Source organism: Oxynema aestuarii AP17, from assembly GCF_012295525.1.
Taxonomy (GTDB): domain Bacteria; phylum Cyanobacteriota; class Cyanobacteriia; order Cyanobacteriales; family Laspinemataceae; genus Oxynema; species Oxynema aestuarii.
This window is the reverse complement of record NZ_CP051167.1, coordinates 3,918,823-3,931,394: the sequence shown is the minus strand read 5'-3', so window position 1 is coordinate 3,931,394 and position 12,572 is coordinate 3,918,823. Positions and strand designations below refer to the sequence as shown.

At 54.8% G+C, this 12,572-nt stretch carries 11 protein-coding genes and 1 pseudogene; 8 read left to right on the top strand and 4 right to left on the bottom strand.

Annotation, left to right across the window (positions count from 1 at the left end; genetic code table 11):
• Positions 1–84: 84 nt before the first annotated feature.
• A pseudogene (locus HCG48_RS27045) lies at positions 85–1,029 on the top strand (PAS domain S-box protein); the annotation flags it as partial.
• A complete protein-coding gene (locus tag HCG48_RS27040) occupies positions 1,009–2,364 on the top strand; it encodes a PAS domain-containing sensor histidine kinase (protein ID WP_445974483.1) in 1,356 nt (451 codons plus the stop codon). The pseudogene HCG48_RS27045 and the gene HCG48_RS27040, both read left to right, overlap by 21 nt.
• A gap of 8 nt (positions 2,365–2,372) precedes the next feature.
• Here HCG48_RS27040 and HCG48_RS15965 read toward each other — a convergent pair whose 3' ends face one another.
• A complete protein-coding gene (locus HCG48_RS15965; protein ID WP_168570043.1) occupies positions 2,373–2,927 on the bottom strand; it encodes a heme-binding protein in 555 nt (184 codons plus the stop codon).
• Between the two features lie 156 nt (positions 2,928–3,083).
• On the opposite strand from HCG48_RS15965, the gene HCG48_RS15960 reads away from it, so the two are divergent.
• Positions 3,084–3,659: a chorismate lyase gene (locus HCG48_RS15960; RefSeq protein ID WP_168570042.1), complete on the top strand. Its 576-nt coding sequence runs from the start codon at positions 3,084–3,086 to the stop codon at positions 3,657–3,659.
• Positions 3,660–3,770: 111 nt separating this feature from the next.
• On the opposite strand, the gene purF is transcribed toward HCG48_RS15960, so the two are convergent.
• From purF to HCG48_RS15945, 3 genes are all read right to left on the bottom strand, one after another.
• Positions 3,771–5,297: an amidophosphoribosyltransferase gene (gene purF, locus HCG48_RS15955; protein ID WP_168570041.1), complete on the bottom strand. Its 1,527-nt coding sequence runs from the start codon at positions 5,295–5,297 to the stop codon at positions 3,771–3,773.
• A 50-nt stretch (positions 5,298–5,347) separates the two neighbouring features.
• Positions 5,348–7,702: a phosphoribosylformylglycinamidine synthase subunit PurL gene (purL, locus tag HCG48_RS15950; protein WP_168570040.1), complete on the bottom strand. Its 2,355-nt coding sequence runs from the start codon at positions 7,700–7,702 to the stop codon at positions 5,348–5,350.
• A gap of 317 nt (positions 7,703–8,019) precedes the next feature.
• The gene (locus HCG48_RS15945) at positions 8,020–8,832 is read right to left on the bottom strand and encodes a carbohydrate ABC transporter permease (RefSeq protein WP_246259584.1); all 813 of its coding nucleotides are present in this window, start codon (positions 8,830–8,832) and stop codon (positions 8,020–8,022) included.
• 151 nt (positions 8,833–8,983) lie between these two features.
• Between HCG48_RS15945 and HCG48_RS15940 the strand changes: the two genes are divergently transcribed.
• The 5 genes from HCG48_RS15940 to HCG48_RS15920 all read left to right on the top strand — a co-directional run bounded on the left by HCG48_RS15940 (position 8,984) and on the right by HCG48_RS15920 (position 12,529).
• The gene (locus HCG48_RS15940; protein ID WP_168570039.1) at positions 8,984–9,679 is read left to right on the top strand and encodes an aldehyde oxygenase (deformylating); all 696 of its coding nucleotides are present in this window, start codon (positions 8,984–8,986) and stop codon (positions 9,677–9,679) included.
• 45 nt (positions 9,680–9,724) lie between these two features.
• Positions 9,725–9,970 (top strand): hypothetical protein, encoded by a 246-nt coding sequence (locus HCG48_RS15935; RefSeq protein ID WP_168570038.1) that lies wholly within the window; start codon positions 9,725–9,727, stop codon positions 9,968–9,970.
• Positions 9,971–9,991: 21 nt separating this feature from the next.
• A complete protein-coding gene (locus HCG48_RS15930) occupies positions 9,992–11,014 on the top strand; it encodes a long-chain acyl-[acyl-carrier-protein] reductase (RefSeq protein WP_168570037.1) in 1,023 nt (340 codons plus the stop codon).
• Between the two features lie 101 nt (positions 11,015–11,115).
• Positions 11,116–12,096 (top strand): acetyl-CoA carboxylase carboxyl transferase subunit alpha, encoded by a 981-nt coding sequence (gene accA / locus HCG48_RS15925; protein WP_168571918.1) that lies wholly within the window; start codon positions 11,116–11,118, stop codon positions 12,094–12,096.
• 220 nt (positions 12,097–12,316) lie between these two features.
• Entirely contained in the window at positions 12,317–12,529 is a 213-nt protein-coding gene (locus tag HCG48_RS15920) for a hypothetical protein (protein WP_168570036.1), read from the top strand.
• Positions 12,530–12,572 lie beyond the last annotated feature (43 nt).

Sequence of the window (12,572 nt, the reverse complement as noted above, 5' to 3'; positions counted from 1 at the left end):
TTGAGGATATCAATTTTGGGTACAACGGAGCGCCACGAGCCGAGGATCTCCCATCGTCAACGACTGGTCTTGTTAACCGTGACCATGGCGGTCGTATCGATGGCGATCTCCTCTTTTGCGATTTACATGCTGTATCGTACCGCTTTGGCGAGCGTGCGATCGCGCCTCCTCGATCAAGTTTATACCGAACGGCGCGCGATCGAGGCGATCGCCCGTCAGACCCGCGATCGCGAACAAACCTTGCAAATCGCCCGCAACGCTTACGCAGGCGATCGCCGCAACTCCCCTTCAGGGGAACTGATGCTCGTCGAACGTCAGGGCGATCGTCTCGTGTTGCTCGTCTCCAGTCGGCGCCTCCCGGTGGCCACCCCGACAGACCTCCCCCCGGACGACCCCCTCGCCGACCCCCTACAACGCGCCCTCTCCGGTCAGTCGGGTAGCTTCGTCATCCGCAACGATCGCGGCGAGATCGTCTTTGGCGCTTACGAACCGATCGCCCCGTTCGATTGGGCGATCGTCGCCCAGATCGAACGCACCTCCGTCCGCGCCCCCTTCTTAAAAACCGTCGTCCTTACGGGGGTCATCGGGATTTGGGTCGTCTTCGTCGGCGTCTCTCTCTTCTTCGGAATTACTAACAAACTGCTGCGCGAACTCGAAGATAACGAAGCCAAACATCGCGGCATTTTACAAGCCGCAGCCGACGGCATTCTCACGATTAGCGATCGCGGTAAAATTCACTGGGTCAATCAAGCCATCCTCGATATTTTTGGTTACCCGACCCCTGACGAGTTAATCGGTCAAAATTTAAAAATTTTGATGCCGAAATTAGTCCACCAAGAACTCGACGCCTACTTAAATATTTACCTCAATAAAGCCTTTTACAATCAAAATCACAAAGGCTATGAAGTGATCGGCAAACGTCACAACGGCACCACTTTTCCAATGGAACTGACGGTCACCGAAGTGCGCTTGCAAAGCGGGCGACTGTTTACCCTATTCGTGCGCGACATTACCGAACGCAAGCGCTCTCAAGAAGCCCTCGAACAAAGTTACAACCTCTTACAAGCAATTACCGAAGGAACTGCCGACCCCATTTTTTTAAAAGACTTGCAAGGTCACTACATCACGATCAACTCGGCGGGAGCGGCGATAATGGGCAAACCTGCCGATGAAATTATCGGCAAATCGGATACGGATTTGTTAACCCCTGAAAGCGCCCGCCAAATCGCTAAAAATGACCGTCGGGTGATGATGGAAGGTCAAACACAACGGGTGGAAGAATCGATCGTCCCGCGCTCGAATCATGGCGAAATCCCGGCGGCGCGAACTTATTTATGCACGAAAAGTGTATATCGTTCGGCACGGGGTAATATTATCGGTTTAATTGGGGTCGCTCGCGATATCAGCGATCGCGTCGAAGCGGAAGCAACGTTACGCAAAACCGTAGAACGCTTGCATCAAACGTCTCAAGAGTTGCAAGAAAAAAATCAACAATTAGAAACGGCTTTATCGGAATTACAACGCACTCAAACTCAACTGATTCAAACGGAAAAAATGTCGAGTTTGGGTCAGATGGTCGCCGGAATTGCCCACGAAATTAACAATCCGGTCAATTTTATTTATGCCAATTTAGATCACGCCCAAGACTATTTACAAGATTTGCTAGCCTTGGTCGATCTGTACGGTCAACACGAGCCGGGAACGGTGCCGGAAATTAGGGAAATGGCGGAGGAAATCGAGCTGGAGTTCCTGCGCGAAGATTTGCCGAAATTACTGGTTTCTATGAAGGTCGGCGCCGATCGCATTCGCGAAATTGTTCGCAATTTACGCAATTTTTCCCGTCTCGACGAAGCCCAAATGAAGCAGGTAGATATTCACGAAGGCTTGGAAAGTACCTTATCGATTTTGCAAAATCGTTTCAAAGCGCAAGATCGTCGCCCGGAAATTGCGTTGATTAAAGAGTACGGGAACTTGCCAAAAGTGGAGTGCTATCCCGGACAACTCAATCAGGTGTTTATGAATTTGCTCAACAACGCCATCGATGCGTTGGATTTGAAAGATCCGCCCCATCAAATTACCATCGAAACCCGGGAGATCGCCCCGAGTGCGGGTTCGGAAGGGTTCGAGGCGATCGCGATTCGGATCGCGGATAACGGACCGGGAATGAGTGCGGAAATTCAAGCTCGCCTCTTCGACCCGTTCTTTACTACCAAACCCGTCGGGAAGGGAACGGGGTTGGGGATGGCGATTAGTTATCAAATTGTGGTCGAACGACATGGGGGACAGATCGAGTGCGTGTCCGAACCCGGTCGCGGGACGGAATTTACGGTCACGATTCCGATTCGTCAATCTCGCTACCCCTAATTCCTCTTTCAGTCGGACGGTAAGGCGATCGCGATTTGGACTTCGCTCTGTTTGAGGGCTTCCGGGGTCATCGGCGAATTGTAGAGCAGTCGGCGAGGTGGGGCGATCGCCCGATATTGCGGGTTGTCGCCCAACCATCGGTAGAGGCGATCGCGATGTCGTTCGTAACTGTCCCAGGTATACGCCCCTTGAATACCGATGCTGACCACGGCGATCGCCGGATAGTCTCTCACTTCTACGTCCGGGGCGATCGACTCAGGGGCGATCGTTGCGTCGGGATAGAGAAAGGACACGTCGGCGCGCTTCTCCTGGGGAGACCCCGAGCGATCTCGGGCGCCTCCCGCCATCGGATCGGCACCGTAATAGCGCACTTCTACCGGGGTCGTCATCGCGATCTGATTGGCGCTGATATGTCGGTAAAGCGCATCAAATGCCGCCCGGGTCGCGAGTTTCACGTCTCCCTGATGGGTGTAAGTGACGGCCCGATAGGCGGGATACTGTTTGATTTCGATCTCGCCGTTGGCTGTCGGCGGCGGGAACTGGTTCGGTAACTGAGCGGCCATGCTCGATCCTCTTGCTCGGCTAGTTGTATTGTAAGGGTGGGCGATCGCCCAGTGACGGCGAAGCAAGATCGCGCCGAACCCCCCGCGCTATGATGAGATAGATGTTAAGTTGTGTAACGACCATTGAGTGCGACTTACAGACCTACAGACCGCGTGATGCTGCCCCAGACATGGTACGCCCTCGATCCGATCTGGGAAGGAGATGAGGCGATCGTGCGCGACGGCTTACCCCACGATCGACTCGCTCCCGGTTGGCAAATGTTACTCCTCGGCGACGGTTCTCCCACTCGCCACCTGAAATTACTCACCGGAGAAACCACGGAAGTCGATGTGATCGACATGTCGGCGATCGGAACCCATCCCGACGGTGCGCCAGCCATTATCAAAGCGGTTCCCGCCCCCCATTTGCGGCGACAAGTTTGGTTGAGAACGCCCTCGGGTCAGCGCCTCGCTTACGCCGCCTCCTGGTGGGAAGCCGCCCATGTAGACGAGTACCTGCAAAATCGGTCAATTCCCATTTGGGACAGTCTCTCGCGCCTGCACGCCGAACTGTATCGGGACGTGCGCGGCATTCATTACGGACACAGTGCCATTTTAGAAAAAGCTTTCGGCCAATCGGGCCCGTTTTGGGGACGCCATTATTTATTTTGGCATCAAAAAAAGCCATTAACCTTGATTTATGAAGTTTTTTCCCCCTATCTGACCCGATATTTAGGGCCGATGCAAAGATAACCAAAACATTATCAAAAGATCGTCAAAAAAACTAAAAAATCGACGAGTCGGGAGAATCGGATTGACCCCCGGCTCGTCGATTTCAATCGAGCAACTGTTTAGAAAAGATCGTTAAACTTTCCCGACTTTTTCCAACATCAATTTAGAGCGCTTGAGCGGTTCGCCAATGGCGATCGGATAATCTCCGGTAAAGCACGCCGAACAGAACTGAGTCGGATCTTCTCCGGTGGCTTTTAACATCCCTTCCCAGCTCAAATACGCCAGGGAATCGACGCCAATTTTGGCCTCGATTTGTTCTACCGATTGGGTCGCCGCGATCAACTGATCTTGATTGTCCGTATCGATCCCGTAGAAACAGGGGTGAGTGACCGGAGGCGAAGAAATCCGCATGTGAACTTCCGTGGCGCCCGCATCGCGCAGGGCTTGGACGATTTTGCGGCTCGTGGTCCCGCGCACGATCGAATCGTCTACCATGAGGACGCGCTGACCTTGGAGAACGTCTTTGAGGGGGTTGAGTTTCATCCGAATCCCGGATTCGCGCATGGTCTGGGTCGGCTGAATGAAGGTGCGACCGACGTAGCGGTTTTTGATCAAGCCTTCGGCGTAACGAATCCCCGTGGCTTGAGAAAACCCGATCGCCGCCGGAATGCCCGAATCCGGTACGCCGATAATAATATCCACGTCGGCGGGAGATTCTTCGGCGAGTTGGCGTCCCAAGCGCATCCGGTAGCTGTACAAGCTTTCGTCGTGCATGACGCTATCGGGACGAGCAAAGTAGATCATCTCGAAGATGCACAATTTGCGGCTCGGTTCTCGGTTCCATTGGAAGGAGGCCAATCCTTCATCGGTAATCCAGACTAACTCGCCCGGTTGCACGTCGCGCAGGTAGCGGGCGCCGATGATGTCGAGACCGCAGGTTTCGGAGGCGAGGACGTAGCGGCTGGGATTGCCTTCGAGTTCTCCAATGACCAAAGGGCGGATGCCGTGGGGGTCTCGCACCCCCATCATCCCCGCCGGGGTGCCGATCGCCAAACTAAAGGCGCCCCGGCATTTCTGAAAGGCGCCGATCGCCGCTTCGAGCCAGTCTTTGCCGTTATCGACTTCCAAGCCGATCGCGATCGCGATCGATTCCGAATCCGTCGTCGTCACTAAATTGCAATTGCGATCTAACAATTCTTGACGCAACTCGGCGGTATTGACTAAATTCCCATTATGTGCTAAAGCTAACGTACCCAAACGGGTTTCAACCAAAGCGGGTTGGGCATTAACAATCCGACTCGAACCCGTGGTCGAGTAACGAGTGTGACCGATGCCGAGATTTCCGGTCAGTTTGGCTAAGAGCGACTCGTTAAACACTTGGGAGACCAGCCCCATATCCTTGTGGCTGTGAACCCGCCCGTCCTTTTCAAAGGTGGCAATTCCGGCAGATTCTTGACCCCGATGTTGAAGGGCATACAGACCGAAATAGGTCAGCTTAGCTACATCCTCCCCAGGGGCGTACACCCCAAACACGCCGCAAGCTTCCTCGGGTTTGTCAACATCGCAAGATGGGTCGGACAGCAGATCGATGCGATCGCGGGGCGAATTCTCAGACGGGGGCGATGGCACGTCAGAAGATACGGGATGCTTGGGAATCATGCTAAAGATCGGCTCCTGCTTAGGATAAATCAGCGAAGGGGGAATATCCGCTAGATGGACAAGCGGCGTTCGATGGCACCCTGCCAACGATCGCCCATCTCTGTCATACTAACGTTGATTAAGGAGAGGTTATCAACCGTAAAGATGCGTAAACCGCGATCTTTTCGTGATACGATTCCTATATTTTGCCAAGTTTCTTGCAGTTGCGCTCGCAAATAAGACTCCCACTCCCCCGCCTGTTGCGGCGAAACCGAGACGAGAATCCGCGCCCCCCCTTCGGCAAATAAAATTTCATCCCACCGTTCTATGGTAGCGCCGATCTTCAACTGTACTTCGGCTCCGAGATCTCCACTGAGGCAGGATTCCGCCAGGGCGATCGCCAAACCCCCTTCCGCGCAATCGTGAGCCGACTTCACCCATCCTTGGCGAATTCCGTGACGACAAACCGCTTGCACCTGCCGTTCTAACTCGAAATTCACCTTCGGCGGACGTCCCGCAACAGTTTCGTGAATCGCCGCCAAATATTCCGAAGCTCCCAAGGTGACCTCGCCGCCGCGTCCTTCGCCGACGGGAACGCCCAATAAATAGATAACATCTCCTTCCGCGCGCCAACCTTGAGCGCAGGCTTTGCTCAAATCCGGCAGATCGCCGACCATCCCGATTACCGGGGTCGGGTAAATCGGCGTCGGTTGTCCGTTGCTGTCGAGGGTTTCGTTATACAGGGAGACATTCCCCCCAGTCACCGGAGTGGCAAATTCTCGACAGGCTTCGGCAATTCCTTCGCAAGCGCGGGCGAGTTGCCAGTATCCGACGGGTTTTTCGGGACTGCCGAAGTTTAAGTTATCGGTGACGGCGAGGGGTTCGGCGCCGACACAACTTAAGTTGCGCGCGGCTTCGGCGACGACGGCTTTCGCGCCTTCGTAAGGGTCGAGATAGACGTAGCGGGAATTGCAATCGACGGTGGCGGCGACCCCTCGATTAAAGGTTCCTTGACGGGCGTTCTCGCCGACTTGCGGGCGCAAGCGGACGACGGAGGCATCGGCGCCGCCGGGTAAAAAGACGGTGTTATTTTGAACTTGATGGTCGTATTGGCGATAAACCCATTTTTTGGAGGCGATCGTCGGGGTATCGAGCAGTTGTAGCAGGATTTCGCTCCAAGTTGTCTGTTTTCCGTTAATTTCGATCCCGGCGATCGCCGCCTCCGGTAACGCACTGGCGGACCACTGCCACGCTTCTCGGGCGTAAGCGGGGGGTTCGGCGAGCAGTTCGCGCGGGTATAGCGGGGTGTCTTCGGCGAGGGCGCTGGAGGGAACTTCGGCGGCGATTTCCCCTCCATAGAGGATCCGCACCAGGGGTTCGGCGATCGTAGTTCCGGCGACGACGGCGTGCAGTCCCCAGCGCTCGAATACGTCGATTAGCTCTTGTTCCCGTCCTTTGTGGGCGACGAATAACATCCGTTCTTGGGATTCGGACAGGAGGAATTCGTAAGGGACCATCCCGGTTTCGCGTACCGGGATTAAGTCGAGATCGAGTTCGATCCCGATGCCCCCTTTGGCGGCCATTTCCGAGGTGGAACAGGTAATCCCGGCGGCGCCCATATCTTGCGCGGCGACGACGGCCCCGGTTTTAAAGGCTTCGAGACAGGCTTCGATCAGGGATTTTTCGAGGAAGGGATCCCCAACTTGCACGGCGGGGCGATCGTCGGCGGACTCTTCGGTGAGTTCGGCACTGGCGAAGCTGGCGCCGCCCATTCCGTCCCGTCCGGTGGTCGATCCGACGTACAACACGGGATTGCCGATGCCGGAGGCGCCCGCTTTGACGATCTCCTCGGTTTCCATCAGTCCGAGGGCCATGACGTTGACGAGGGGGTTACCTGCATAAGATCGATCGAAGTACACTTCGCCGCCGACGGTGGGAACGCCGACGGAGTTACCGTAACCGGAAATGCCTTCGACAACGCCCATGAAGATGCGGCGGGTACGGGGATTGTCGAGGGTGCCGAAACGCAGGGAGTTGAGGACGGCGATCGGTCGGGCGCCCATGGTGAAAATGTCGCGCAGGATGCCACCGACCCCGGTGGCGGCGCCTTGGTAGGGTTCGATCGCCGAGGGGTGGTTGTGGGACTCGATTTTAAAGGCGAGTCGCACTCCGTCCCCGAAGTCCACGACTCCCGCATTTTCCCCGGGACCGACGAGGATGCGATCGCCTTGGGTGGGAAATTGTTTGAGCAAGGGACGGGAGTTTTTGTAGCAGCAGTGTTCGGACCACATGACCCCGAACATCCCCAATTCGGCTTTATTGGGATGACGTCCCAAGCGATTGACGATTTCTTGGTATTCTTCGGGTTTGAGACCTTCGGCAGCGATTTCTTGTGGAGAAAAGGGAGCTTCGGAAATTGCAGACATGACGGCGCTATCGGACGATAAAACAGCAAAACTATTTTATCGAGAAGCGATGGGGTTTTAGATTTTATATTTTAGATTTTATATTTGAGAGTTTAGAGTTTAGCTCGGATCGCGATCGCCCGCGATCGCGATCGGTTCGGGTTTCTTAACGGGTGAGCCGCTCTAAAATGTCAGCGTCAATGGGGCGATCTCCTGATTTCTCGAAACAATAATGTTTCAATTCTCTCAGATTTAAGCTAGTCGTAAACTTATCCGAAACACTTATTTTAATCCCCGCCCGTATGCTGCAATTCCCGATTGCTCGTACCCGACTCCTTCTAATTTTTAATCCCGGTACTGGCAATTCCACGAATGAATTGCCGTTGTCCGATCGCGAATAAAACAGTTACGGGAAAAGTGGCAATTCCCACCGCCGCCATCAGTAATTCCCAGCGACTGGTAAATTGTTCTTGAAATTGAGCTAACGCTAACTGAACGGTCTTCAATTCCGGTCGGGTCGTAAAGATTAACGGTTTAAACAGGTCGTTCCACTCGCCGATAAAGGTAAATAAAAATAGGGTGACTAATGCGGGACGGGCTAAGGGTAACAAAATTCGCCACAAAATTTGCCAGCGTGTCGCCCCGTCCAAGGCGGCGGCTTCTTCGAGTTCGACGGGAATTGTCAAGAAATACTGACGCATTAAGAAAATGCCGAATCCACTGACGGCACTGGGCAAAATCAGGGCGGCATAAGTATCGATCGCCCCGAGCCATTTGAGCACGAGGAAAATGGGAATCACTAATAATTGGAAGGGAATCACCAACGTCGCCAGGATCCCCACTAAAACAATCTGGCGCCCGCGAAACTGCAAGCGAGCCAAGGCATAACCCCCCAGAGAGGAGGTGAGGGTCTGGAGGGCGGTAACGGCCAAGGCCACTACGGTAGAATTAGCGAAGGCCAGCCAAAAGTTCGCCCGCTCCCAGGCTTCACGATAGTTGGCAAAAGTAAGTCTTGGTGGGAAAATGCCACTAATCGCGCTAGGGGGGATCAGGGATTTGGCGAGGGCGACGGCCAAGGGCAACAAGACTAAAATCGCACCGCAAAACAGCACGATCGAGCTGAGCTGGCGGCCAAATCGGTTGATGTTCACGATTGATAATCGGAATACTTAGCTTCGATTGTAATGAGTAAAGTAAACTATAAGTTGTTTTAGTCCGGTCTACCCATTTATCCTTTAACTTAGAAGTTATAAGGTCAATTTAGGATCGTAGGCGAAATCAGAATCAGGAGACAACACAGTTATGCCGCAGCTTGAGGCAGCCCCAGCACTAGACTTTCAAAGCGAAACTTACAAAGACGCATACAGCCGGATTAATGCGATCGTCATCGAAGGCGAAGACGAAGCCACGAGCAATTACGTGAAATTGGCAGAATTACTGCCGGACAGTCACGACGAACTGATCGCATTGTCAAAAATGGAAAACCGTCACAAGAAGGGATTCCAAGCCTGTGGTCGCAATCTGAAAGTGACCCCGGATATGGAGTTTGCGCGGGAGTATTTTGCCAAACTCCACGAAAATTTCCAAAAAGCAGCCGAACAAGGCCAAATAGCGACTTGTTTGGTCATCCAAGCGCTGATTATCGAGTGTTTTGCGATCGCCGCCTATAACATTTACATCCCCGTGGCCGATCCGTTTGCGCGCAAAATCACCGAAGGCGTCGTCAAAGACGAGTACAGCCATCTCAATTACGGTCAGGAATGGCTCAAAGCGCATTTTGAAGAAAACAAAGCGGAAATCGAACAAGCCAATCGCGAAAACTTGCCCCTTGTTTGGAAAATGCTCAACCAAGTCGAACGGGACGCCGCCACTTTAGGCATGGAGAAAGATGCCTTAGTGGAAGACTTCATGATTGCCTACGGGGAAGCCCTAGGCGAAATCGGGTTTAGCACTCGCGACATCATGAAAATGTCCGCTTACGGCTTAATCGGCGCTTGAAGGTCGAGATTCTGACGACCGCCGCGATCGCCACCCGAGATCGCGGTGTGTCCCGTCCGAGCGAACGCGATCCCGCTCCGAGTCGGCGAAGAGGCGCTCGAAGCGGTTACCGCGAAGCTCGTCGCCCTATCCGACGGGCTGGAGTTCGGGGTTTATCAGCCTGCGCCTGCCCGTCTCAATCCTCGTGTGTTGCGAAGGGCCAGCATCCTCGGCTGGTACTTTTATGCAGGAGTGCGATCGCTTCAAGCTCGCGATTTTTTTTTCGTCAACCCCATTCTGGTCTCCATCTAAAGGACCCCCATACAACGCTTCATGTTTGGTCTTATCGGTCATCTTACAAGTTTGGCTCACGCCCAAGCTGTCGCCAACGAACTCGGCTACCCGGAATACGCCGATCGCGGTTTGGACTTCTGGTGCTCCGCTCCCCCGCAAATTGTCGATACCATCAAGGTTACCAGCCTGACAGGTGAGACGATCGAAGGTCGGTACGTCGAATCGTGTTTTCTGCCGGAAATGCTCGCCAACCGCCGCATTAAAGCGGCCACGCGCAAAATTGTCAACGCGATGGCCCACGCGCAAAAACACGGGATCGACATCACTGCCCTCGGCGGCTTTTCCTCGATTATCTTTGAAAACTTCAACCTGTACCAAATCCAGCAGGTTCGGAATATCAAACTCGAATTCGAGCGCTTTACCACGGGCAACACCCACACCGCTTATATCATTTGCAAACAAGTCGAGCAAGCGTCCCGCCAGTTAGGGATTTCGCTCTCGAACGCGACCGTCGCCATTTGCGGCGCCACGGGAGATATCGGCAGTGGGGTCTGTCGCTGGCTCAACGCCCGCACCGACGTTAAAGAAATGCTGCTGATCGCCCGCGATCGCGCCCGCTTGAGCGCCCTGCAAGAAGAACTCGGTCGCGGTCAAGTGATCGGCTTGGAAGAAGCCTTACCCCAAGCGGATATCATCGTCTGGGTCGCCAGTATGCCCAAAGGGGTAGAAATCGACCCGAACGGCTTAAAACATCCGTGTTTGATCGTTGACGGGGGCTATCCGAAAAATATGGCCACCCAGATTCAACATCCCGACGTTTACGTACTCAACGGCGGCATTGTCGAACATTCCCTGGATATCGACTGGCGGATCATGTCGATCGCCAAAATGGAAGTTCCGGCGCGCCAACTGTTCGCCTGCTTTGCCGAATCGATGATTCTCGAATTTGAAAAGCTCTATACGAATTTCTCGTGGGGACGCAATCAAATTGGGGTGGAAAAAATGGAGCAGATCGGTCAATGGTCGGTCAAACACGGTTTCAAACCGCTTTTGGTCAATTAGCCGATCGCGCGACCCGATCCGAAGCGATCGCCCGGACTCGAACAATGGCCCGCCGCCGGGCGATCGCCGAACTTGCGAGCGCTGGTAACGGAATATTCACTATGGCAACGACTGAGCGCAGAACCTTTCTTTTAGAATTTGAAAAACCCCTCGCGGAGCTGGAAGGACGCATCCAACAAATTCGAGACCTCGCCACCGAAAACGGCGTCGATGTCTCGGATCAAATCCACCAGCTCGAAGCCCGCGCCTCCCAACTGCGGCAAGAAATTTTTAGCAGTTTGTCCCCCTACCAACGGCTGCAACTCGCCCGCCATCCCCGGCGCCCGAGTACCCTGGACTACATCCAGGCGATCGCCGACGAATGGATGGAACTGCACGGCGATCGCCGGGGCAACGACGATCCGGCCCTCGTCGGCGGCATCGGTCGCGTCGGCGGCATTCCCGTGGTCATCCTCGGCCACCAAAAAGGCCGCGATACCAAAGATAACGTCGCCCGCAACTTCGGTATGGCCTCCCCGGGGGGCTACCGCAAGGCCATGCGCCTGATGGAACACGCCAATCGGTTCGGAATGCCGATTTTCACCTTTATCGACACTCCCGGAGCCTGGGCGGGCATCGAAGCCGAACACCAAGGACAAGGAGAGGCGATCGCCTATAACTTGCGCGAAATGTTCCGCCTCGACGTGCCGATTGTCAGTACGGTGATCGGCGAGGGCGGTTCCGGTGGCGCCCTCGGTATTGGCGTCGCCGATCGCCTGCTGATGCTAGAACACGCCGTTTACACCGTCGCCACCCCGGAAGCCTGCGCGGCCATTCTCTGGAAAGATGCCGCCAAAGCCTCCCAAGCCGCCGAAGCCCTCAAAATTACGTCCTGGGATCTCAAAAATCTCGGCATCTTAGACCGTCTCTTACCCGAACCCGTCGGCGGGGCCCATTCCAACCCCCTCAAAGCGGCGGAAACCCTCAAAGAAGCCCTGTTAAGCACCTTAGAAGAACTCAGCCAACTCACCAGCCAACAACGCCGGGAACAACGCTATCAAAAATTCCGGCGCATCGGCGTGTTTATGGAGTTGCCCGCCTGAACCCCGAGAAATTGGCGATCGCTCCCGGCATCGCCATTCTCAGTGATATAATCGTGCAAGTTGTCACATTTGTTTACCTTTTTCTCAGACTGGCTCCAGTCCAGTCTGCACCGTCCTCGCGGCTGCCCCTTGGGCGATCGCGATCGAACTTTCCCCACCCCTCCCACGACACCGACCCCGGCATCGTTCTGTAGAGGGAAACACGAACCCTCGCACCCTCGTGGCGTCCGGCGAGCGGCTCGTTCGCGCTGCCTCGTCGCCCGCTCTCGCGACGATCGCCCGGGCGATTCCTCAGACGACTCGCGATCGGACTTTTTTGTGGGCTTTTTCGTGGTTCTCCCCCACCCTCAATCGGATGGGGTCCGGTTCCGGCGCGCGCACGTCGCCCATCTCCCCACCCGCTCCGAGAGATCGCGGCGGTTTAGAACACTAGATTATAAAGTCTGCCGCCAACGTCGAGCAATAAGTAATTCTAT

Bases quoted from the DNA above. Each gene is read 5' to 3' on its own strand.
- HCG48_RS15960 (WP_168570042.1), top strand. From the start codon at position 3,084: ATGCTGCCCCAGACATGGTACGCCCTCGATCCGATCTGGGAAGGAGAT.
- purF (WP_168570041.1), bottom strand. From the start codon at position 5,297: ATGATTCCCAAGCATCCCGTATCTTCTGACGTGCCATCGCCCCCGTCT.
- HCG48_RS15965 (WP_168570043.1), bottom strand. From the start codon at position 2,927: ATGGCCGCTCAGTTACCGAACCAGTTCCCGCCGCCGACAGCCAACGGC.
- accA (WP_168571918.1), top strand. From the start codon at position 11,116: ATGGCAACGACTGAGCGCAGAACCTTTCTTTTAGAATTTGAAAAACCC.
- purL (WP_168570040.1), bottom strand. From the start codon at position 7,702: ATGTCTGCAATTTCCGAAGCTCCCTTTTCTCCACAAGAAATCGCTGCC.
- HCG48_RS15930 (WP_168570037.1), top strand. From the start codon at position 9,992: ATGTTTGGTCTTATCGGTCATCTTACAAGTTTGGCTCACGCCCAAGCT.
- HCG48_RS15940 (WP_168570039.1), top strand. From the start codon at position 8,984: ATGCCGCAGCTTGAGGCAGCCCCAGCACTAGACTTTCAAAGCGAAACT.